Annotated in this window: 14 protein-coding genes, 2 tRNA genes and 2 pseudogenes; 11 read left to right on the forward strand and 7 right to left on the reverse strand. The window is 62.6% G+C overall.

Going from position 1 to position 20,850, the window contains the following annotated elements; all coding sequences use genetic code 11:
- Positions 1-64: 64 nt before the first annotated feature.
- The 7 genes and pseudogenes from BLV47_RS26255 to BLV47_RS26280 form a co-directional block, all read right to left on the reverse strand.
- A complete protein-coding gene (locus tag BLV47_RS26255; RefSeq protein ID WP_092319090.1) occupies positions 65-1,630 on the reverse strand; it encodes an ABC transporter permease in 1,566 nt (521 codons plus the stop codon).
- Positions 1,630-1,791: pseudogene (locus BLV47_RS35735) on the reverse strand (iron ABC transporter substrate-binding protein); the annotation flags it as partial. The pseudogene BLV47_RS35735 and the gene BLV47_RS26255, both read right to left, overlap by 1 nt.
- Before the next feature lie 90 nt (positions 1,792-1,881).
- Positions 1,882-2,631, reverse strand: a complete 750-nt coding sequence (gene istB / locus BLV47_RS26260) for an IS21-like element IS1474 family helper ATPase IstB (RefSeq protein WP_062838242.1) — start codon at positions 2,629-2,631, stop codon at positions 1,882-1,884.
- Positions 2,519-4,204: an IS21 family transposase gene (gene istA / locus BLV47_RS26265; RefSeq protein ID WP_062838241.1), complete on the reverse strand. Its 1,686-nt coding sequence runs from the start codon at positions 4,202-4,204 to the stop codon at positions 2,519-2,521. Before istA ends, istB begins: the two co-directional genes overlap by 113 nt.
- A gap of 225 nt (positions 4,205-4,429) precedes the next feature.
- A pseudogene (locus tag BLV47_RS26270) lies at positions 4,430-5,302 on the reverse strand (extracellular solute-binding protein); the annotation flags it as partial.
- A 186-nt stretch (positions 5,303-5,488) separates the two neighbouring features.
- A tRNA-Leu gene (locus tag BLV47_RS26275) sits at positions 5,489-5,575 on the reverse strand.
- Between the two features lie 165 nt (positions 5,576-5,740).
- Positions 5,741-5,827: transfer RNA gene (locus BLV47_RS26280), tRNA-Leu, on the reverse strand.
- 226 nt (positions 5,828-6,053) lie between these two features.
- On the opposite strand from BLV47_RS26280, the gene rnr reads away from it, so the two are divergent.
- From rnr to BLV47_RS26335, 11 genes are all read left to right on the forward strand, one after another.
- Positions 6,054-8,681, forward strand: a complete 2,628-nt coding sequence (gene rnr / locus BLV47_RS26285; RefSeq protein WP_092319092.1) for a ribonuclease R — start codon at positions 6,054-6,056, stop codon at positions 8,679-8,681.
- Entirely contained in the window at positions 8,678-9,439 is a 762-nt protein-coding gene (rlmB, locus tag BLV47_RS26290) for a 23S rRNA (guanosine(2251)-2'-O)-methyltransferase RlmB (RefSeq protein WP_092319094.1), read from the forward strand. The genes rnr and rlmB overlap by 4 nt, the downstream gene beginning before the upstream one ends.
- 249 nt (positions 9,440-9,688) lie before the next feature.
- On the forward strand, positions 9,689-10,114 hold the full coding sequence (gene rpsF, locus BLV47_RS26295) for a 30S ribosomal protein S6 (protein WP_011058949.1): 426 nt from the start codon (positions 9,689-9,691) through the stop codon (positions 10,112-10,114).
- 28 nt (positions 10,115-10,142) lie between these two features.
- Positions 10,143-10,373 (forward strand): 30S ribosomal protein S18, encoded by a 231-nt coding sequence (gene rpsR / locus BLV47_RS26300; RefSeq protein WP_002551829.1) that lies wholly within the window; start codon positions 10,143-10,145, stop codon positions 10,371-10,373.
- A gap of 36 nt (positions 10,374-10,409) precedes the next feature.
- Positions 10,410-11,306 carry a hypothetical protein gene (locus tag BLV47_RS26305; protein ID WP_092319096.1) on the forward strand — a complete coding sequence of 299 codons (897 nt, stop codon included), beginning with the start codon at positions 10,410-10,412 and terminating at the stop codon, positions 11,304-11,306.
- A 21-nt stretch (positions 11,307-11,327) separates the two neighbouring features.
- On the forward strand, positions 11,328-11,774 hold the full coding sequence (gene rplI, locus BLV47_RS26310) for a 50S ribosomal protein L9 (protein WP_007921484.1): 447 nt from the start codon (positions 11,328-11,330) through the stop codon (positions 11,772-11,774).
- A 123-nt stretch (positions 11,775-11,897) separates the two neighbouring features.
- On the forward strand, positions 11,898-13,295 hold the full coding sequence (gene dnaB / locus BLV47_RS26315) for a replicative DNA helicase (RefSeq protein WP_007921486.1): 1,398 nt from the start codon (positions 11,898-11,900) through the stop codon (positions 13,293-13,295).
- A 153-nt stretch (positions 13,296-13,448) separates the two neighbouring features.
- Positions 13,449-15,746, forward strand: coding sequence for a YgiQ family radical SAM protein (locus tag BLV47_RS26320; RefSeq protein ID WP_060837271.1), 2,298 nt, complete (start codon positions 13,449-13,451; stop codon positions 15,744-15,746).
- Between the two features lie 170 nt (positions 15,747-15,916).
- Entirely contained in the window at positions 15,917-16,858 is a 942-nt protein-coding gene (gene ssp4 / locus BLV47_RS26325; RefSeq protein WP_092319098.1) for an Ssp4 family T6SS effector, read from the forward strand.
- Complete coding sequence (locus tag BLV47_RS26330; protein ID WP_092319100.1) at positions 16,855-17,316, forward strand: hypothetical protein; 462 nt, start codon at positions 16,855-16,857, stop codon at positions 17,314-17,316. The genes ssp4 and BLV47_RS26330 overlap by 4 nt, the downstream gene beginning before the upstream one ends.
- A gap of 171 nt (positions 17,317-17,487) precedes the next feature.
- Complete coding sequence (locus BLV47_RS26335; protein ID WP_092319102.1) at positions 17,488-20,763, forward strand: transglutaminase family protein; 3,276 nt, start codon at positions 17,488-17,490, stop codon at positions 20,761-20,763.
- Positions 20,764-20,850 lie beyond the last annotated feature (87 nt).

The raw sequence follows: 20,850 nt of genomic DNA on the forward strand, positions 1-20,850 counted from the left end.
TGTTTTGCTGGCCGGCCGGCTCCTACAGCGTTTCGTAGGAGTCGGCTTGCTAGCGAAACCCTTCTCAGCGACTCAAATACATCCGCGTCGTCAACAGATAGACCGGCAGCCCTGACACCAGAATCAACAGCGCCGCATAGGGTGCCGCCGCCGCAAATTCCACATTCGCCGTATGCGCCCAGACTTCCGTGGCCAGCGTGTTCAAGCCTGTCGGGCTGAGCAGGAGGGTTGCGGTCAGCTCCTTCATTGCATCCAGAAACACCAGGGCGAACGCCGCACCCAGTGCAGGAAAGATGATCGGCAGGGTCACCCGGCAGAAGGCGCTGAACGACGAAGCGCCCAGGGTTCTGGCGGCCTCTTCCAACTGCGGTGCTGCCTTGTTCAGTGCTGTGCGGATCGGCGCCTGGGCCAGGGGCAGGAACAGCAAGGCATAGGCGATCAGCAGCAGCGCCGAGGTTTGATACAGCGCCGGCACATAGTGCAAGGCGAAATACACCAGGGTCAGGGCGATCACCAGTCCTGGCAGGGCGTGCAGCAGGTAGGGCAGGCGTTCGGCCCAGAGCGCCAGCGGTCCCTTGAAGCGCACCACCAGCAGGCCTACTGGCACTGCCAGCATCAGGCACAGACCGGCACCACCCAGCGACAGTGCCAGGGAGGACAGCAGCGCCTCGCTGATGGCGGCAACCGGAAAAGCGGCCGATGAACCCACCGCCAGCCAGTAGGCGAGCATGCCCAGGGGGATGCCGCTGCCGATCACGGTCAGCAGCAGGCAGTAGATTTGTCCCCCGGCGGACCAGCGCCCCAGTCGCACTTGTTCGGCATGTCGTGCTGCGCCCTGGCCGGTGCGCACATGGCGACCCTTGCCGCGGGCCCGCAGTTCCAGGCCCAGCAGAATCAGGCACAGCGCCAGCAGCGCGGCTGAAAGCATGGCGGCGTTGGCGTTGCTGAATTCCAGCTCGAATTGCTGATAGATCGCTGTGGTGAAGGTTTGCAGGCCAATGATCGACAGGGCGCCGAATTCCACCAGCATGTGCAGGGCGATCAGCAGCGATCCGGCCAGCAGTGAGGGCCAGAGCAGGGGCAGGGTGATCTTGCGGAATACACCCCAGCGATTTTGTCCCAGGGTTCGTGCCGATTCCTCAAGGGCCGGGTCGAGATTGCGCAGGGTGGCTGCCACCGGCAGGAACACCAGTGGGTACTTGGACAGTGTCATCACCAGAATCGCGCCGCCCAGTCCTTCGAATCCGGAGCTCAGGGACACCCAGGTAAAGCTGCTGACAAAAGCCGGTACGGCGAAGGGCAGGCACAGCACTACGCCCCAGATTCGTCGCCCCGGCAGGTCACTGCGCTCAAGCAACCACGCCAGGGATAGGCCGATCGCGGCGCAGGCGGCTGTCACTCCGAGCATCAGCAGTAGGGTGTTGCTCAGCAGGCGCAATACGTAGGGGCGCCATAGCAGGTGCAAGGCTTCCGTCCAGCCGGCCTGCCAGGCCTTGAGCCCGACATAGAGCAGCGGTAGCAGGCTCAGGCAGACCAGCAGCAGGACGGGCAGTAGCAACCAGATCGAGGGCCGCTTGCGCCTCGGTACGTAAGGCGCAGGTGAGGCGAGGGAAGACGGCGATGGGTTCATCAATTCAGGCCGACGTCGCGTTCCAGGTCCAGGGCTTGCTCGGCGTTGCCCAGGTCGGCCGGGGTCACCTTGGGTGCCTGCAATTCGCTGAAGGGCTTGAGGCCGCGATCCGATTCCATGCCTTTATGCAGTGGGTATTCGGCGGTGGTCTGGGTGATTGCGGATTTCGGTGAACGTGACCGAGCGTTTCGCTAATACGTGACCGGTGCTTCCACCCCGGTTGCGCGGGTTCTGGATTGTAATCGCATCGGTCACGATGCGGCTTGTTCCTCGGCTTTTTTTCGGCGCAGCGACTCGCCTTTCATCGTCAGTCGGTAGGCGTTGTGCACCAGGCGGTCGAGGATGGCATCGGCCAGGGTCGGGTCGTTGATCCAGCCGTGCCAGTGCTCGATGGGCAGTTGGCTCGTCAGGATGGTGGAGCGGCTGCCAGCGCGGTCGTCGATCACCTCCAGCAGGTCATGCCGGGCTCCTTCCTCCAGCGGGGCTAGCGCCCAGTCGTCCAGCACCAGGACGTCGACCTTTGCCAGCTGTTGCAGGGTACGGCCGAAGCTGCCGTCGCCATGAGCGATGCGCAGTTGTTCCAGCAGGCGCGGGGTGCGCAGGTACAGGGTGCTATAGCCCTGGCGGCAGGCCTGGTTGCCCAGGGCGCAGGCCAGCCAGGTTTTGCCGGCACCGGTCGGGCCGGTCAGCAGCAGGTTGTGCTGCTGGCGGATCCAGTCGCCACTGGCCAGGGTGGCGATCAGACGCTCGTCCAGGGCGCGTCCGGTGCGGCGGTCGAGATCTTCCAGGCAGGCGTTGGCGTACTTGAGCTTGGCCTTCTTGCGCAGCCGTACCAGGCGCTGGTTGTCACGCCAGGCCAGTTCGCGGTCGAGCAGTAGGCCGAGGCGTTCATCGAAGCTCAGGCTGTGGCTGGCCGGCAGCGTCCATTGCTCTTCCAGGGCGCGGGCCATGCCGTCCAGGCGTAGCTGGTGCAGTTGATTCAGGGTGTGTTGCGGCATCATCGAACAGCTCCTGTTGCGGGGGTTGGTAGTAGTCGGCGCCACGGACGTTCTCGTGGTCGCCGGGTAAGGTCGTTTCGGCGGCACGCTGGGGCAGCGGCTGTTGATCCAGGCCTTGCTGGAGCAGGTTGCGCACGCTGCGCCCGGTGAAGGCGCGCAGGTGTACGGCACGTTCGGCAGCGGCTTCCAGGCGTGCATTGCCATAGCGCCGGGCCAGCGAGAGCAGGCCGAGGCAGGCGCGGTAGCCCATCTCCGGGTGCGGCTTGTGGGTCAGTTGGTGATCGATCAGTTGGCGCGTGTAGGGGCCGATCCGCGCGCCCCAGTCGAGCAGGCGTTGTGGCGTCCATTCGCGATGCGCCTGGTGCGCCGCGGGCATGTGCTCGCGCTGGGTACTGTAAGCGCCGCGTCGCCCCAGCAGCAGGTGGCTGGCCACCCGCCGGTTGCCATGCAGCACTTCCAGGGTGTGTGCCGTCAGTCGCACGTCCACGTTCTGCCGGGCCAGGGCGGAGGGCACGCTGTAGAAGCTGCCATTGACCTCGATGTGGTAGTCGATGCTGACCTTGCAGCGCTTGAAGGTGGCGACCTCGTAGGGATGCACCGGCAGCGCTCGCAAGGCCGGGCGATCCAGGCGCTCGAACCAGTCGCGCCGGCAGCCATCGAGCCGCTTGAACGGGCGCCGATTCAGATCCTCCAGCAGCTCGGCGATGGCCTGGTTAAGCGCATGCAGGCTGAAGAACTGCCGATGGCGCAGCCGCGCCATGATCCAGCGCTCGACCACCTGCACCGCCACCTCGGCCTTGGCCTTGTCCTGAGGCTTGCGTGGCCGTGCCGGCAGGATCACCGTCTGGTAATGACGCGCGCACTCCAGCGTGGCCCGGTTCAGGCCCGGCTCGTAGCGATCCGGCTGGGCGACCAGGGCGCGCGGATTGTCCGGCACAACCATTTCCGGCACGCCGCCAAAGTAGGTCAGAGCCTGGCCCAGCGAGGTCAGCCAGTCCACCTGGGTTTCGCCTGGCGTCGCGCAGGCATAGGTGTAATTCGAGGCGCCCAGGGCGGCGACGAAGATGTGCGCCCGGCGCACTTCGCCGGTGGCCGGGTCGACCACCGGCAGCGTCGGCCCGGCATAGTCGATGAATAGCTTCTCGCCCGCACGGTGCAGCTGACGCATCGAACGTTTGAGCGTCTGGGCGTAGCGCCGGTAGTGCTCGACGAACTGGGTGTAGCGGTAGGTCGGCTGGCCCGCATGCGCGGCGAGATATTCCTCCCACAGCAGCTGCAAGGTCACGCCCTTGCGTCGCAACTCGCGGTGGATGCTCAGCACATCGGGCAGCACTCGCTCACCGCGCGGCTTGTTCGTCGACGTCGGTGCAAACAAGGCGGCCGCCAGCGCGGCCTCGTCCATGGCCACCAGCGCCGGCCAGTCCAGCCCGGCCACCCGCGCCGCCGCGATGTACTTGCTAACCACGCCCTTGGACAGCTGCAAGGCACGGGCAATCTTCTCGTGGGACAAGCCGGCCTCAAACTTGAGGCGCAGACATTCTTTGATGTTTCGCATGGCTACTCGCGGCGCCGCCATCTTCCTCTCCCGAAATCGGTCGAGGATGGCGGCGCATCAGGTCATGCGCAACGAAGGGGAAGGCTTTCGCTAAGTCGTGACCGGCGATTTCGGTAAGCCGTGACCACCTGTTTCGGAACAGGCGGAAAATCGGTCACGTTGCTACCGAAATGAGCGGTCACGCGTTAGCGAAATGACCGGTCACGATCAACCGAAACGGCCGGTCACGGTGCTCCGAAATCCGCAGGTGATCACTCGCTGACCTTCTTCGCTGGCCATGTAGGCGAGTAGTTGCTGGGCTTCTTTGGGGTGCTTGCTGGACTTGAGTACTGCGGCGCTGGAGACGGTGATCAGGCCGCCGACGTCGCCGTCGGTGAAGTAGTGCAGTTTGGAGTCCAGCTGGCCTTTTTCCCGCTGTAGGGCGAACCAGTAATAGTTGTTCACCAGGACCGTGGCGACTTCGCCGTTCTCCACGGCTTTCAGTGCCACCATGTTGTTGCTGTAGACCTTGCCGAAGGCTCGCAGCCCGGTCAGCCACTCCTCGGCAGCGTCCATGCCATGCAGCTTGATGATGGCGACGGCCTGTTCCTGGAAGGCGCCGCTGGTCGGTACGAAGCCGACCTTGCCTTGCCATTGCGGTTGGGAGAATTCCAGCACTGATTTGGGCAAGTCTTTCTCGTCGATCAGTTTAGGGTTGAAGGCCACCACTCTTACCCGTGCCGTGACACCGATCCAGGTGCCGTTGCCGGCCACGTATTCCCTGGGCAGCACGGCCAGGGTTGCGGCGTCGGTCTGGGCCAGCAGGCCTTGTTCGCCGAGTTTGTTCAGGGGTGGGGACTCTTCGGTATAGATGACGTCGGCTGGAGAGCGCTCGCCTTCCTCGACGACTTGGCTGGCCAGCTGGTTGCTGCTGCCTTTGCGCACATTGACGTGAATTCCGGTCTTGGCCTCGAAGGCCTTGGCGACGGCGTCGCCGACTTCCTTGTGCTGGCCGTTGTACAGGGTCAGGGAGATTTTATCGGCTGCCTGGGTAAGTGGAGATGCCAGGGTCAGTCCCAGCAAAGTGATGGTCAAGCCACGCAGAAGGGATGTTGAAAGGAGGGTGTTTCTGAACATCATTCGCAGGTTTCCTCACTGTTGTGCCGCAAAAACTTGTAACAATCATAAACGATATTGTTTCTCATGTGCGCTTTGCGGGTTGTGCTGCAGGTGAGGAGGCGGGGGAAATAGCAGGGGGCAGAAACGCAAAAACCCGCTTTCGCGGGTTTTTGTGAGACTTGAAAGCGACGCTCTCAAGTTTTGAATTGGTGCCCAGAAGAAGACTCGAACTTCCACGACCTTGCGGTCACCAGCACCTGAAGCTGGCGTGTCTACCAATTTCACCATCTGGGCAGTATCGACGTCGTCGCCGTGTCGATGGAGCGCACTATACGGATCGTGTTTTGATCTGTAAACCCCTGTTTTGGATTTATTAAATCAAACACTTAGAATGCAAAAACCCGCTTTCGCGGGTTTTTGTTTGAGCCTTGAAACTGATCTAATCTCAAGCTCTTGAATTGGTGCCCAGAAGAAGACTCGAACTTCCACGGCCTTGCGGCCACCAGCACCTGAAGCTGGCGTGTCTACCAATTTCACCATCTGGGCAGTATCGCTGACGTCTCCGTCGTCGATGGCGCGCACTATACGGAGGCTCCTTTGAGCTGTAAACCCCCGATTTCAAAAAAGTTTGAAAAAAGTCTCCGGTGGCATGCATGAGGATGTTTCTGAAGCGAAGAGGCGGATTTTTCCAGCATTGTCTGAGCCTGAAATTTCCCGTTTCAATACGCGTATGCCAAACTAACCCGCATATAGACAAGGTGAAATTTATCTAATGGCCGATTGGCAGTCCCTCGATCCCGAGGCCGCTCGTGAAGCGGAAAAATACGAAAACCCTATTCCTAGCCGCGAACTCATCCTCCAGCACCTTGCTGACCGGGGGTCGCCTGCTAGTCGCGAGCAATTGGTAGAAGAGTTCGGTCTGACCACAGAGGACCAGCTCGAAGCCCTGCGCCGCCGCCTGCGCGCCATGGAGCGCGACGCTCAACTGATCTATACCCGCCGCGGCACTTATGCGCCGGTAGACAAGCTTGACCTGATCCTGGGTCGTATCAGCGGCCACCGCGACGGCTTCGGCTTCCTGGTGCCGGATGACGGCAGTGATGACCTGTTCATGAGTCCGGCGCAAATGCGTCTGGTGTTCGACGGCGACCGCGCCCTGGCCCGGGTTTCCGGCCTGGATCGTCGTGGTCGTCGCGAAGGTGTTATCGTCGAAGTGGTGTCCCGTGCCCATGAAAGCATCGTGGGTCGTTACTTCGAAGAGGGTGGCATCGGCTTCGTGGTGGCGGATAACCCGAAGATCCAGCAGGAAGTGCTGGTCACTCCCGGCCGCAATGCCAATGCCAAGATCGGTCAGTTCGTTGAGGTGAAAATCACGCACTGGCCAACGCCGCGCTTTCAGCCGCAAGGCGACGTGATTGAAGTAGTGGGCAACTACATGGCTCCAGGCATGGAGATCGATGTTGCCCTGCGGACCTACGATATCCCCCATGTCTGGCCCGAAGCCGTGCTCAAGGAAGCCGCAAAGCTCAAGCCGGAAGTGGAAGAGAAGGACAAAGAGAAGCGCATCGACCTGCGTGACCTGCCTTTCGTCACCATCGACGGCGAAGACGCCCGCGACTTCGACGACGCGGTGTTCTGCGAAGCCAAGCCCGGCAAGCTGCGTCTGTTTGGTGGTGGCTGGAAACTGTACGTGGCGATTGCCGACGTCTCCAGCTACGTGAAGATTGGTTCGGCCCTGGACGCCGAAGCCCAGGTGCGTGGCAACTCGGTGTATTTCCCCGAGCGGGTGATCCCGATGTTGCCGGAGCAGTTGTCCAATGGCCTGTGCTCGCTGAACCCGAAAGTCGATCGCCTGGCGATGGTCTGCGAGATGACTATCTCCAAGTCCGGCGAGATGACCGACTACCAGTTCTATGAAGCGGTGATCCACTCCAAGGCGCGTCTGACCTACAACAAGGTCAGCACCATGCTCGAGCAGCCGAAAACCAGCGAAGCCAAGCAGCTGCGCGGCGAATATGGCGATGTACTGCCACACCTCAAGCAGCTGTATGCGCTGTACAAGGTGCTGCTCGGTGCCCGCCATACTCGTGGCGCCATCGACTTCGAAACCCAGGAAACCCGGATCATCTTCGGCTCCGAGCGCAAGATCGCCGAAATTCGGCCGACTACCCGCAACGATGCCCACAAGCTGATCGAGGAGTGCATGCTGGCGGCCAACGTGGCCACTGCCGAGTTCCTCAAGAAGCATGAGATCCCGGCGTTGTACCGGGTGCACGACGGTCCTCCGCCAGAGCGTCTGGAAAAGCTCCGCGCCTTCCTGGGCGAACTGGGCCTGTCCCTGCATAAAGGCAAGGACGGTCCGACGCCCAAGGACTACCAGGCACTGCTGGAAACCATCAAGGATCGTCCGGATTACCACCTGATCCAGACCGTGATGCTGCGCTCCCTGAGCCAGGCGGTGTACAGCGCCGATAACCAGGGTCACTTCGGGCTGAATTATGAAGCCTATACCCACTTCACTTCGCCGATCCGTCGCTACCCTGACCTGCTGACCCATAGGGCCATCCGCAGTGTGATTCACTCCAAGCAAGACACGCCGCACGTGCGTCGAGCTGGAGCGATGACCATTCCCAAGGCGCGTATCTATCCGTACGACGAAGCCACCCTGGAGCAGCTCGGCGAACAGTGCTCGATGAGCGAGCGCCGTGCCGACGAAGCCACTCGCGACGTAGTGAACTGGCTCAAATGCGAGTTCATGAAGGATCGCGTCGGCGAATCCTTCCCGGGTGTGATCACTGCGGTGACTGGTTTCGGACTGTTCGTCGAACTAACCGATATCTACGTCGAAGGCCTGGTGCATGTCACCGCCTTGCCGGGCGACTACTACCATTTCGATCCTGTGCATCACCGCCTGGCAGGCGAGCGCACCGGGCGCAGTTTCCGCCTGGGCGACACCGTGGAAGTGCGGGTCATGCGCGTCGATCTGGACGAGCGCAAGATCGACTTCGAGATGGCCGAAAAAACCATCAATGCGCCGATCGGTCGCAAGAAGCGTGGTGCCGCGGACGTGCCTGCAAGCAAGGCGGTGGAAGAGCCAGAGCCAGCCAAGGCCGGGCGTCGCAGCTCCACCAAGGAGAAGGCGGTCGAGGCTTATCGCCCGAGCGACGCGGCGGCGAAAAACGCCGAAGTACGCAAAAGCCGCGAAATGAAGCGCGCGCTACTGGCTGAAGCCAAAAGCGGTGGTAAAGCGGCGTCTGGGGGAAAGTCCGGTAAATCGGCTCCGGCCAGAGACAGCGACCGTCCAGCCAAGCCGAGCAAACATCGTAAGGGGCCGCCCAAGGCGGGCTCTGCTTCCGGCGCGAAAAGCGGCGGAGCGCGCAAACCTAAGGCCAAGTCATGAGTCAGTTGGAAAAGATCTACGGCGTGCATGCTGTAGAAGCGTTGCTGCGCCACCATCCCAAGCGGGTCAAGCAGATTTGGCTGGCGGAAGGGCGCAGTGATCCACGGGTTCAAGTGTTGGTGGATCTGGCGGCGCAGAACCGCGTCTCGGTCGGCCAGGCCGAGCGTCGTGAAATGGATGCCTGGGTTGAAGGCGTGCACCAGGGCGTGGTGGCTGAAGTCAGCCCGAGCCAGGTGTGGGGCGAGGCGATGCTCGATGAGCTGCTGGACCGTACCGAAGGCGCGCCGCTGTTGCTGGTGCTGGACGGTGTGACCGACCCGCATAACCTTGGCGCCTGCCTGCGCACCGCCGACGCGGCCGGTGCCCTGGCGGTGCTGGTGCCCAAGGACAAGTCGGCAACCCTGACTCCAACCGTGCGCAAAGTGGCTTGCGGCGCTGCGGAAGTGATTCCGCTGGTGGCGGTGACCAATCTGGCCCGCACTCTGGAGAAGCTCCAGCAGCGCGGCCTGTGGATCGTCGGCACTGCCGGCGAGGCCGAACAGGAGCTGTATGACCAGGACCTGACCGGCCCGACCATCATCATCATGGGCGCCGAGGGCAAAGGCATGCGGCGCCTGACCCGCGAGCACTGCGACTACCTGGTGCGCCTGCCGATGGCCGGCAGCGTCAGCAGCCTCAACGTCTCGGTGGCCACCGGCGTCTGCCTGTTCGAAGCCATGCGCCAACGTAGCGTCAAGGCTTCGGCTGCGCGCAAGTAACAAATAAGCTGCAAGCGGCAAGTTACGAGCGGCAAGCGCTTTTGACTTGTCGCTTGAAGCTCGTGGCTTGCAGCTGTTGTTCAAATAATCACCAATTGCCTTGCGCCGCTGTTCCCCCTTCTCTACAATTGCGCCCCTTGCCGTGACGGCAGGCGCATATGTGCCTACTAACAGGCAAGACACACCAGTGTCATTCACTCCTTGTCTGACCGCTTATAGGCGGCAGGCTACAACCCGTAAGGAGCATTCATGCGTCATTACGAAATCATCTTTTTGGTCCACCCGGATCAAAGCGAGCAAGTCGGCGGCATGGTTGAGCGTTACACCAAGCTGATCGAAGAAGACGGCGGCAAAATCCACCGTCTGGAAGACTGGGGCCGTCGTCAACTGGCCTACGCAATCAACAATGTTCACAAGGCTCACTACGTGATGCTGAACGTTGAGTGCACCGGTAAAGCCCTGGCTGAACTGGAAGACAACTTCCGTTACAACGATGCTGTGATCCGTAACCTGGTCATCCGTCGCGAAGAAGCCATCACTGGCCAATCCGAGATGCTCAAGGCTGAAGAAAACCGCAGTGAGCGCCGTGAGCGTCGTGACCGTCCTGAGCATGCTGACAGCGCCGATGGCGATGACAGCGACAACAGCGACGCCAGCGATAACGCTGACGAGTAATCCACGGACCTTTTGAGGAGCCAATTACATGGCACGTTTCTTCCGTCGTCGTAAATTCTGCCGCTTCACCGCTGAAGACGTGAAAGAGATCGATTACAAAGATCTCAACACCCTGAAAGCCTACGTATCCGAGACCGGCAAAATCGTTCCAAGCCGCATCACCGGTACCAAAGCTCGTTATCAGCGTCAGCTGGCCACCGCTATCAAGCGCGCCCGCTTCCTGGCCCTGCTGGCCTACACCGACAGCCACGGCCGCTGAGATCGGGCAGTCGACAAGTAGTAAGGGATTGAATGCATGCGCGCCTTAGCTGAGTTCATCATGCGCGGTCGTGTGCAGGCCACGTTAGTCGTGGCCGGATCTGCGGCATTGCCGCTGTTGTTCTGGTTAAGTGCCGCTGCGGGTTGCCTTGTGCTCCTTCGGCGCGGTTCGGACGCCCTTGGCGTCCTTGGAGTCGGGGTGCTTTCAGCATTGATTTGCTGGCACTTCCAGAAAGACCCCAGCGTACTGCTGGTGCTGCTTGGGTCTTGCGGTCTGGCGCTGGTGTTGCGCGTCGGCCACTCCTGGAACCGTGTGCTGTTGGCGAGCGTGGCGATTGCGCTGTTGTGTGTAGCGATATTGGGGGCGTTTTTCAGTCCCTTTATCGACGCGGTGACGCAGGAACTTGTAAAGGTCCTGCCACTGATGTTGGGTGAGGCCTACCAGCAGCTTTCGGTAGACCAGCGAGCCAACCTCGCTTCACTCATTGCACCTTTGGTGATCGGTTCGATTGCGATGATGTTTCAGGTCTTCAGCGTGCTGTGCCTGATTCTTGGGCGCTACTGGCAAGCGTCGTTGTACAACCCCGGTGGTTTTGGTCGCGAATTTCGCCAGATCAGAATCCCCAAGGGACCCTTGATGTTGCTGTGGGCACTGATGTTTGTGGGGCCGGTTCTGAGCCCGCAAATGTGGATTATGGTGCCGTTTTGCAGCGTAGTTCTGGTCCTTGCCGGGCTAGCCCTGATGCACGGGCTGGTGGCACAGAAAAGACTGGCCAATTTCTGGCTGGTCGGGGTTTACGTCACGCTGTTGCCTTTGATGCACCTGCTCGTCCCGTTGCTCGTGGTCATGGCCACTGTCGACAGTCTGGTTGATTTTCGCGGTCGTTTGGCGCCGAAAGACGCTGATAACGGCCCTGCGAACGGTGAAGGTTAAAAGTTAAGAGGTTATTACCAAATGGAACTGATCCTGCTGGAAAAAATCGCCAACCTGGGCAACCTGGGCGATAAGGTAAACGTTAAGGCTGGTTACGGCCGTAACTACCTGCTGCCTTTCGGCAAAGCCACCGCTGCTACCGCTGCCAACCTGGCTGCGTTCGAAGCGCGTCGTGCCGAGCTGGAAAAACTGGCTGCAGAGAAGAAGGCTTCTGCCGAAACTCGCGCTGCGCAACTGGCTGAGCTGGAAGTGACCATCACTGCCACCGCCGGTGACGAAGGCAAGCTGTTCGGTTCGATCGGCACCCACGACATCGCTGATGCACTGACCGCCTCGGGCGTTGAAGTGGCAAAAAGCGAAGTTCGTCTGCCGAACGGCACCATCCGCAACGTAGGTGAATTCGACGTAGCCGTGCACCTGCACGCTGAAGTTGAAGCAACCGTACGCGTTGTCGTGGTGGCTGCTTAAGCAGTACCAAATCGTCTGGCACCTTGTGTGGCTGACGGTTAACATCGGGCACGATCCTGTTTACAGGTCGTGCCCTTTGTCTTTCTGCTGATCCTGATTTTCACCCCCGAATTCCAAGTGGCCATGAACGATATCTCCGCTCCCGAGCAATACGATCTGCAAACCGCCGCCCTGAAGGTGCCGCCGCATTCCATCGAGGCCGAACAGGCCGTGCTCGGTGGTCTGATGCTGGACAACAACGCCTGGGAACGCGTGTTGGATCAAGTGTCCGACGGCGATTTCTACCGGCATGACCACCGTTTGATCTTCCGCGCCATCGCCAAGCTGGCCGACCAGAACATGCCGATCGACGTGGTCACTCTGTCCGAGCAGCTGGACAAGGAAGGCCAGACTTCGCAGGTCGGCGGCCTGGGCTATCTGGGTGAGCTGGCGAAGAACACCCCGTCGGTGGCCAACATCAAGGCCTATGCGCAGATCGTTCGCCAGCGGGCGACCCTGCGCCAGCTGATCGGCATCAGCACCGAGATCGCCGACAGCGCCTTCAACCCCGAAGGTCGCACCGCCGAGGAGATCCTCGACGAGGCCGAGCGGCAGATCTTCCAGATCGCCGAAGCGCGGCCCAAGACCGGCGGCCCGGTGGGGGTCAACGAACTGCTGACCAAGGCCATCGACCGCATCGATACCCTGTTCAACACCGACAACGCCATCACCGGCCTGTCCACCGGCTACACCGACCTCGACGAGAAGACCAGCGGCCTGCAGCCGGCCGACTTGATCATCGTCGCCGGCCGTCCGTCCATGGGTAAGACCACCTTCGCCATGAACCTGGTGGAAAACGCGGTACTGCGCAGCGACAAGGCGGTGCTGGTGTACTCCCTGGAGATGCCAGGTGAATCGCTGATCATGCGTATGCTGTCTTCCCTGGGCCGCATCGACCAGACCAAGGTCCGTTCAGGCCAGCTGGAAGACGATGACTGGCCGCGCCTGACCTCGGCGGTCAACCTGCTCAACGACCGCAAGCTGTTCATCGATGACACCGCGGGCATCAGCCCCTCGGAAATGCGTGCGCGGACCCGGCGCCTAGTGCGCGAGCACGGCGATATCGCCCTGATCATGATCGACTACCTGCAGCTGATGCAGATCCCGGGGTCCAGCGGTGACAACCGGACCAACGAGATTTCCGAGATCTCCCGCTCCCTCAAGGCCCTGGCCAAGGAATTCAACTGCCCGGTGGTAGCCCTGTCCCAGCTCAACCGCTCCCTGGAACAACGTCCCAACAAGCGCCCGGTGAACTCCGACTTGCGGGAATCCGGAGCGATCGAGCAGGACGCCGACGTGATCATGTTCGTATACCGGGACGAGGTGTATCACCCGGAAACCGAGCACAAGGGCATTGCCGAAATCATCATCGGCAAGCAGCGGAACGGCCCGATCGGTTTTATCCGCCTGGCGTTCATCGGCAAGTACACCCGCTTCGAGAACCTTGCGCCGGGCAGTTACAACTTCGACGACGACGAATAACCCGCCCTGTAGGAGCCGGCTTGCCGGCGAAGCGGGCGGCAGCGAATTCCGACCATAATGGTCGGAATTGGTTATTTTTTGTGCTATATTCCGCGCCCGCGAATTTTCCTGATAGCCATCGCGTCCCTATTCAAGCCAACACCGGTCATCGACATGCAAGCAGCCAAGCCGTTATTTGACTATCCCAAGTACTGGGCCGAATGTTTCGGGCCAGCGCCATTCCTGCCCATGAGCAGGGAGGAGATGGATCAGCTCGGCTGGGATTCCTGCGACATCATCATCGTCACCGGTGATGCCTACGTCGATCACCCGTCATTCGGCATGGCGATCATCGGCCGGCTGCTGGAGTCCCAGGGCTTTCGCGTGGGGATCATTGCCCAGCCCAACTGGCAGTCCAAAGACGACTTCATGAAGCTCGGCGAACCGAACCTGTTCTTCGGTGTCGCCGCCGGCAACATGGACTCGATGATCAACCGCTACACCGCCGACAAGAAAGTCCGCTCCGACGACGCCTATACCCCCGGCGGCCTGGCGGGCAAGCGCCCGGACCGCGCCAGCCTGGTGTACAGCCAGCGTTGCAAGGAAGCCTACAAGCATGTGCCGATCGTCCTCGGCGGCATCGAAGCCTCCCTGCGCCGCATCGCCCACTACGACTACTGGCAGGACCGGGTGCGCAACTCGATCCTGATCGACGCCAGCGCCGACATCCTGCTGTACGGCAACGCTGAGCGGGCCATCGTCGAAGTGGCCCAGCGCCTGTCCTATGGCCACAAGATCGAAGACATCACCGACGTGCGCGGCACCGCCTTCATCCGCCGCGACACGCCCAAGGACTGGTACGAAGTGGACTCCACCCGTATCGACCGCCCGGGCAAGATCGACAAGATCATCAACCCCTACGTCAACACCCAGGACACCGCCGCCTGCGCCATCGAGCAGGAAAAAGGCCCGGCCGAAGATCCCAACGAAGCCAAGGTCGTGCAGATCCTCGCCAGCCCGCGCATGACCCGGGACAAGACCGTGATCCGCCTGCCGTCCATGGAGAAGGTGCGCAACGATCCGGTCCTGTACGCCCACGCCAACCGCGTGCTGCACCTGGAAACCAACCCGGGCAACGCCCGTGCCCTGGTGCAGAAACATGGCGAAGTGGACGTGTGGTTCAACCCGCCGCCCATTCCCATGACCACCGAGGAAATGGACTACGTGTTCGGCATGCCGTATCAGCGCATCCCGCACCCGGCCTATGGCAAGGAAAAGATCCCCGCCTACGAGATGATCCGCTTCTCGGTGAACATCATGCGTGGCTGCTTCGGCGGCTGTACCTTCTGCTCCATCACCGAGCACGAAGGGCGGATCATCCAGAACCGTTCCGAAGAGTCGATCATTCGCGAGATCGAAGAAATTCGCGACAAGGTGCCCGGCTTTACCGGGGTGATTTCCGACCTCGGCGGCCCGACCGCGAACATGTACCGCATCGCCTGCAAGAGCCCGGAAATCGAATCCGCGTGCCGCAAGCCGTCCTGCGTGTTCCCCGGCATCTGCCCGAACCTGAACACCGACCACTCGTCGCTGATCCAGCTGTACCGCAGCGCCCGCGCCCTGCCCGGGGTGAAGAAGATCCTCATCGCCTCCGGCCTGCGTTACGACCTGGCGGTGGAATCGCCGGAGTACGTCAAGGAGCTGGTGACCCACCACGTTGGCGGCTACCTGAAGATCGCCCCGGAACACACCGAGGAAGGCCCGCTCAACCAGATGATGAAGCCGGGCATCGGCACCTATGACCGCTTCAAGCGCATGTTCGAGAAGTACTCCAAGGAAGCGGGCAAGGAGCAGTACCTGATTCCGTACTTCATCGCTGCCCACCCGGGCACCACCGATGAAGACATGATGAACCTGGCTTTGTGGCTCAAGGGCAACGGCTTCCGTGCCGACCAGGTGCAGGCGTTCTACCCGTCGCCGATGGCCACCGCCACGGCCATGTACCACTCGGGCAAGAACCCGCTGCGCAAGGTCACCTACAAGAGCGACGGCGTGACCATCGTCAAGAGCGAGGAGCAGCGCCGCCTGCACAAGGCGTTCCTGCGCTACCACGATCCGAAGGGCTGGCCGATGCTGCGCGAGGCTCTGCTGCGCATGGGCCGTGGCGACCTGATCGGCCCGGGCAAGCACCAGCTGATCCCGGCCCACCAACCGGCCACCGACAGCTACCAGAGCGCGCGGCGCAAGAACTCGACGCCGGCCGGCAGCCACAAGGTGGCCAAGGAAACCCGGATCCTCACCCAGCACACCGGCCTGCCACCGCGTGGCAGCGACGGCGGCAATGCCTGGGACAAGCGCGAACAGGCCAAGGCCGCAGCGTTCGCCCGCAACAAGCAGGCCGCCAAGGAGCGAGCCGACGCTGCCAAGGGCAAAGGCAAGAAGCCGACCCGCAAGCCGGTGGTACCGCGCTAGACCGACAAAACGCCAGCCGCCGAGCTGGCGTTTTGCTTTCTGGGCGATGGTTTTTTTGCCCGTGGGCGCGCAACAAATCGCCAGGGCTTTGTTAAGGTTGCCGGGTTTTTATCGCCGTAATGCCGGGATGGCTTGAGGCCATCAGGCAGCTTCCAATCGCCAGACCAAGGATGAATCCCGTGACCAGCTCGTTAGCCGCCATCGGCATGGACTCCAGCCCTTCGCAGTTTCTTGCCCGCCAACGTATCGAAAGCCAGATCAACCTGCCGCGCCTGTTCGCTGCCATAGACGCCGATCCATCGATTGTCGGCGCCGGGGTGGTGTACATCGATGCCGACTTCAACGTGGTGACCCTGCGCGAATTCAAGCCGATCTGCAGTATCACGCCCAAGCGCATCATCCTGCGGGAGGCGAAGAAGTACATCGCGCCCCAGCAGTTCGTCGATCAAGTGAAGAACAACCCCCGGGAATCCCGCCTGGCCACGGAATCGTTCAACACCACGCTGTCCTGCACCGCCGCGGTCATCGGCTGGCTGGTGGTGTTCAGTGGCAGTATCGCCGTGCCGTTCACCGCCGGCGCCAGCGCCTGGATGGTCGGGCTGGGGGTCACCGTCGCCGCGGCGGGCACCGCCCAGTGCGCCATCGGTGGCGCCCGGGTGATCAATGAGATCCAGGATCCGGCGGCCAACGACCGCATGGACGACGCCGAGTGGTACAACGCCGTGTCGCCGATCCTCGACGGCATCTCGCTGGTGGGCGTCGGCGGTTCGGCGCTGACCACGGTCAAGCTGCTCAAGGCCAGCAAGGCTTCCGGCATCGGCAAAAGCTGGACGCAGTTGCTCAAGGGCCTGAATCGCCAGGAGCGGGCCAAACTGACCAAGGAGTTGCTCAGCCTGCGCGACCCCAGCCTGACGCCCAAATTGCTCAAGTTGCAGCAACGGGCAGGGGGGCTGCCCAAGCGCTACTCGTCGGCGCAGATCAAGCACGCCACCCTGACGCAGATGAAGGATGCCCTGGGCGCCGCCCTGAGCACCGCCGGCAGTTACAGCTCCGGCAACCTCGGCACGGTGAAGACCCTGGCGGTGGGCCTCTACGAGGAGTTCGACCAGTGATTGGCGGCGGCCGGATGGGCGAGTTCCTGGCGCGTTATTTTCCGATTTTCATGCTCACGGTCCTGCTCGGCTGCTTCAGCGCGTCGCTGCTGCTGTCCCTGTGCGGAACCACCTATTGGCGTGGCATGGCGCCGGCGCAGCGCGACGACTACTTGCTGCTGGGCCTGTTGCTGCTGATTCCGCTGCTGGTGCTGGGCAACCTGCTGATCGTGCGCGGAGTGGCCTGGGCGGTGTGGCTGCTGGCCGGCTACTTTCTGGCCTGCCTGCTGCTGGTGGTGCCGATGATCCAGTACCGCCCGCACCAGGGCGTGTACCTGTTCGCCATGCTCGTGCCGCTGCTCGGCCTGCTGTTGCTCAACAGCCGGCGGTACCGGGAGATGCGTGAGCGCCTGCTGCAGATCCGCCACGAGCGTCGACGCCTGCAGGCTGCCGCCAAGCAATCGCGCAAGCGCCGTTGATGTTGACCCGGCCGACCGGTGCATTTTCGTGCAATCCCTTGCACAGGGATGCAACGGTTGCGCGGTTTTGGTGCTGTACTGCCCCGAGTCGTTGAGCAAACCCCGGGATCTGTGCGCTGGCATAAGTCTTGCGCGGGTCCATCCACCGCTCAGGCTCGCAGGAGGCACGCCGTGTCGATCCATGTCGCATTGCACCATGTCACGCACTATCGCTACGACCGCGCCGTCGAACTTGGCCCGCAGATCGTCCGCTTGCGCCCGGCGCCCCACAGCCGCACGCGAATTCTTGCCTATGCCTTGAAGGTTGAGCCCGAGGGGCATTTCATCAACTGGCAACAGGACCCTCAGGGCAATTACCTGGCGCGTCTGGTGTTCCCGGAGAAAACCACCGAGCTGCGCATCGAGGTGGACCTGCTGGCGGAAATGGCGGTGTTCAATCCCTTCGATTTTTTCCTCGAGCCCTACGCGCAGCAGATCCCGTTCAGCTACGCCGCCGATGAGCGGCGGGAGTTGGCGCCCTACCTGGAAACCCTGCCCCTGACCCCGACCTTCCAGGCCTACCTGGAGGCCATCCCGCGCACGCCACTGCCGACCGTGGATTTTCTGGTGGGCCTGAATCAGCGGCTCAGCGACGACATTGCCTATCTGATCCGCATGGAGCCTGGGGTGCAGACCCCGGAGCAGACCCTGGTCAAGGCGTCGGGCTCCTGTCGCGACTCGGCCTGGCTGCTGGTGCAGCTGTTGCGCCACCTGGGGCTGGCGGCGCGGTTCGTCTCCGGCTACCTCATCCAGCTGACCGCGGACGTCAAGGCCCTGGATGGCCCTTCGGGCACCGAAGTGGATTTCACCGACCTGCATGCCTGGTGCGAGGTCTACCTGCCCGGCGCCGGCTGGATCGGCCTGGACGCCACCTCCGGGCTGTTTGCCGGGGAAGGGCATATTCCCCTGGCCTGCAGCCCCGATCCTTCTTCAGCTGCGCCCATCAGCGGCCTGGTGGAGCCCTGCGAGTGCCAGTTCAGTCATGCCATGAGTGTCGAGCGGATCTGGGAAGCGCCGCGGGTGACCAAGCCCTACACCGACGAACAATGGGCGGCGATCCAGGCCCTGGGGCGGCAGATCGACGATGAGCTGCTGGCAGGCGATGTGCGCCTGACCATGGGCGGCGAACCGACCTTCGTGGCCATCGACGATCCCGACGGCGCCGAATGGAACACCGCAGCCCTGGGACCGAACAAGCGCCGCCTGGCCGGCGAGCTGTTCCAGCGCCTGCGCCAGCGCTACGCCCCCCAGGGACTGGTGCACTTCGGTCAGGGCAAGTGGTACCCGGGAGAGCAATTGCCGCGCTGGTCGCTGAACGCCTACTGGCGGCGCGACGGCGTACCGATCTGGCACGACCCTGCCCTGATTGCCGACGAGCACCAGGATTACGCCGCCGATGCGCAGATGGCCGGGCGCTTTCTGGCCACTGTCGCCGAGCGCCTGAAACTGCCGGCACGCTTCGTGTTCCCTGCCTACGAGGACAATTTCTACTACCTGTGGCGCGAAGGCCGCCTGCCGCTGAACGTCAGCGCCGAAGACTCGCGGTTGGAGGACGCCCTGGAGCGCCAGCGGCTGCGCAAGGTGTTCAGCCAGGGCCTGGACAAGGTCATCGGCCAGGTGCTGCCCCTGGCGCGCACGGCCAAGGGCGACCAGTGGCAGAGCGGGCGCTGGTACCTGCGCGACACCCACTGCCGCCTGGTGCCCGGGGATTCGCCCCTGGGCTACCGCTTGCCCCTGGCATCCCAGCCCTGGGTGACGGCGGCGGAGTACCCCTTCATTCACCCCCAGGATCCGAACCAGGACTTCGCGGAACTGCCGGCCCCGTCGCAATTGGCGGATATCGCCGAGGCGGCTGCCGCCCAGGAGCAGGTTCCCGCGATCGACCAATCCGCCGACTGGCTGACCCGCACCGCGTTGTGCGCCGAGGCGCGGGAAGGGCGCCTGTACCTGTTCATGCCGCCGCTGGAGCGACTGGAGGATTACCTGCAACTGGTCAGCGTGATCGAGGCCACCGCCGCCGAGCTGCAGTGTCCGGTGCTGCTGGAGGGCTACGAGCCACCGGCGGACCCACGCCTGGGCAATTTCCGGGTGACCCCGGACCCGGGAGTGATCGAGGTCAACGTGCAGCCTTCGGTGAGTTGGGACGAGCTGGTGGAGCGCACCGAGTTCCTCTACGAGCAGGCGCGGCAGACGCGCCTGACCAGCGAGAAGTTCATGATCGACGGGCGCCACACCGGCACCGGCGGCGGCAACCATTTCGTCCTGGGCGGCGCCACCCCGGGGGACTCGCCGTTTCTGCGCCGCCCCGATCTGCTGCGCAGCCTGATCAGCTACTGGCACAACCACCCATCGCTGTCCTACCTGTTTTCCGGTTTGTTCATCGGCCCCACGTCCCAGGCGCCGAGGGTCGACGAGGCCCGTAACGATGCGCTCTATGAACTGGAAATTGCCTTCGCGCAGATGCCCGCGCCGGGCGAGGAGTGCGCGCCATGGCAGGTGGATCGGCTGTTGCGCAACCTGCTGATCGATGTCACCGGCAATACCCACCGCGCCGAGTTCTGCATCGACAAGCTGTATTCGCCGGATGGCGCCACCGGGCGTCTCGGGCTGTTGGAGTTGCGCGCCTTCGAGATGCCGCCCCATGCGCGCATGAGCCTGGTCCAGCAGTTGCTGCTGCGGGCGCTGGTGGCGCGGTTCTGGCGCGAGCCCTACGCTCCGCCCCGGCTGGCGCGCTGGGGCACGGAGCTGCACGATCGCTTTCTGCTGCCGCATTTCATCGAGCAGGATTTCGCCGATGTGCTGCAGGAGCTCAAGGCCGCGGGCTATCCGTTGCAGGCCGAGTGGTTTGCCGCGCACCGGGAGTTTCGCTTTCCCAAGGTGGGCGACTATGCCGTCGCTGGTATCGAGCTGGAGTTGCGCCAGGCCCTGGAGCCCTGGCATGTGCTGGGAGAAGAGGGGGCGGCCGGGGGCACGGTGCGTTACGTCGACTCCTCGCTGGAGCGCTTGCAGGTCAGGGTCAGCGGGCTGACGCCCGAGCGCCATGTGCTGACCTGCAACGGCGTGCCGGTGCCCTTGCAGCCCACCGGGCGGGTGGGCGAGTTCGTCGTCGGGGTGCGCTTTCGCGCCTGGCAGCCGGCCAACTGCCTGCAGCCGATGATTGCGGTACACGCGCCGTTGGTGTTCGACCTGCTGGATACCTGGATGCAGCGCTCGCTGGGCGGTTGCCAATACCATGTGGCCCATCCCGGAGGACGCAACTACGACAGCCTGCCGGTCAATGCCAATGAGGCGGAGAGCCGGCGCATGGCGCGCTTTTTCCGCCACGGCCACAGCCCCGGCAGCCTCCGGGCTGCGCCGTCGAGCAGCAACCAGGAAATGCCCATGACCCTGGATTTACGACGCTTTTAGTCCCGCTGCGACGCCCGCGATATAGCCATATCCGGGCGTCATGGCTGTGGGTTAATCTGCCTTTCCCTGCCGTCTGCCGAGTGTTCC

Source organism: Pseudomonas saponiphila, from assembly GCF_900105185.1.
Classification (GTDB): Bacteria; Pseudomonadota; Gammaproteobacteria; order Pseudomonadales; family Pseudomonadaceae; genus Aquipseudomonas; species Aquipseudomonas saponiphila.

What these genes read in the sequence shown, in the direction of transcription:
- BLV47_RS26255 (WP_092319090.1), bottom strand. Translation starts at nt 1,630, where the DNA reads ATGAACCCATCGCCGTCTTCCCTCGCCTCACCTGCGCCTTACGTACCG.
- rpsF (WP_011058949.1), top strand. Translation starts at nt 9,689, where the DNA reads ATGCGTCATTACGAAATCATCTTTTTGGTCCACCCGGATCAAAGCGAG.
- BLV47_RS26320 (WP_060837271.1), top strand. Translation starts at nt 13,449, where the DNA reads ATGCAAGCAGCCAAGCCGTTATTTGACTATCCCAAGTACTGGGCCGAA.
- rlmB (WP_092319094.1), top strand. Translation starts at nt 8,678, where the DNA reads ATGAGTCAGTTGGAAAAGATCTACGGCGTGCATGCTGTAGAAGCGTTG.
- rplI (WP_007921484.1), top strand. Translation starts at nt 11,328, where the DNA reads ATGGAACTGATCCTGCTGGAAAAAATCGCCAACCTGGGCAACCTGGGC.
- rnr (WP_092319092.1), top strand. Translation starts at nt 6,054, where the DNA reads ATGGCCGATTGGCAGTCCCTCGATCCCGAGGCCGCTCGTGAAGCGGAA.
- dnaB (WP_007921486.1), top strand. Translation starts at nt 11,898, where the DNA reads ATGAACGATATCTCCGCTCCCGAGCAATACGATCTGCAAACCGCCGCC.
- istA (WP_062838241.1), bottom strand. Translation starts at nt 4,204, where the DNA reads ATGGCGGCGCCGCGAGTAGCCATGCGAAACATCAAAGAATGTCTGCGC.
- rpsR (WP_002551829.1), top strand. Translation starts at nt 10,143, where the DNA reads ATGGCACGTTTCTTCCGTCGTCGTAAATTCTGCCGCTTCACCGCTGAA.
- istB (WP_062838242.1), bottom strand. Translation starts at nt 2,631, where the DNA reads ATGATGCCGCAACACACCCTGAATCAACTGCACCAGCTACGCCTGGAC.
- ssp4 (WP_092319098.1), top strand. Translation starts at nt 15,917, where the DNA reads ATGAATCCCGTGACCAGCTCGTTAGCCGCCATCGGCATGGACTCCAGC.
- BLV47_RS26305 (WP_092319096.1), top strand. Translation starts at nt 10,410, where the DNA reads ATGCGCGCCTTAGCTGAGTTCATCATGCGCGGTCGTGTGCAGGCCACG.